Genomic DNA, 923 nt, shown 5'->3' on the forward strand with positions numbered 1-923 from the left:
AGCGAAAATGGGATGAAGTTTATAAAAAAATAAAACTAATAAGTGAAGTTTTTGATAGCATAACAAAGTAGAGAAAAGATTTTGAGGAAGTATGCACTTCAGATTTATTACATCAATAGGAAGGATGGTGATCTTCTTGTTCAGAGCATTAAAACCGTTGCTTGTATTAGCGCTGTTAACTGTGGTTTTCGTCCTTGGGGGATGCAGCAATGCTTCAGTACTAGATCCGAAAGGACCTGTAGCTGAACAGCAAAGTGATTTAATCCTGTTATCTATCGGATTTATGCTGTTTATCGTCGGGGTCGTCTTTGTTCTATTTACCATTATTTTAGTAAAATACCGCGACCGTAAAGGCAAAGATAATGGATCTTATAACCCAGAAATTCACGGTAACACGTTTTTAGAAGTAGTCTGGACAGTGATCCCAATTTTAATCGTCATTGCACTTTCTGTGCCAACAGTACAGACGATATATTCGTTAGAAAAAGCTCCTGAAGCAACAAAAGACAAAGAGCCTCTTGTTGTTTATGCTACTTCGGTAGACTGGAAATGGGTATTCAGCTACCCTGAACAGGATATTGAAACGGTCAACTACTTAAACATTCCTGTCGACCGCCCGATCTTGTTCAAAATCTCATCTGCAGATTCAATGGCTTCGCTATGGATTCCTCAGCTTGGAGGGCAAAAATATGCGATGGCAGGAATGCTGATGGATCAATACTTACAGGCTGACAAAGTGGGTACTTACGAAGGCCGCAACGCGAACTTCACAGGTGAACATTTTGCAGACCAAGAGTTTGATGTGAATGCAGTCACAGAAAAAGACTTTAACAGCTGGGTGAAAAAGACTCAGAACGAGGCTCCTAAGCTGACAAAAGAGAAGTATGATGAATTGATGCTTCCTGAAAATGTGGACGAATTAA

The 923-nt window shown here is 39.9% G+C and carries 1 protein-coding gene; it reads left to right on the forward strand.

What is annotated here, in order from left to right; all coding sequences use genetic code 11:
• Positions 1-127: 127 nt before the first annotated feature.
• A partial coding sequence (qoxA, locus tag ACWHAR_RS24400; RefSeq protein ID WP_452088099.1) for a cytochrome aa3 quinol oxidase subunit II occupies positions 128-923 on the forward strand: 796 nt, incomplete at its 3' end.

This window comes from Bacillus sp. LR--39, from assembly GCF_053613335.1.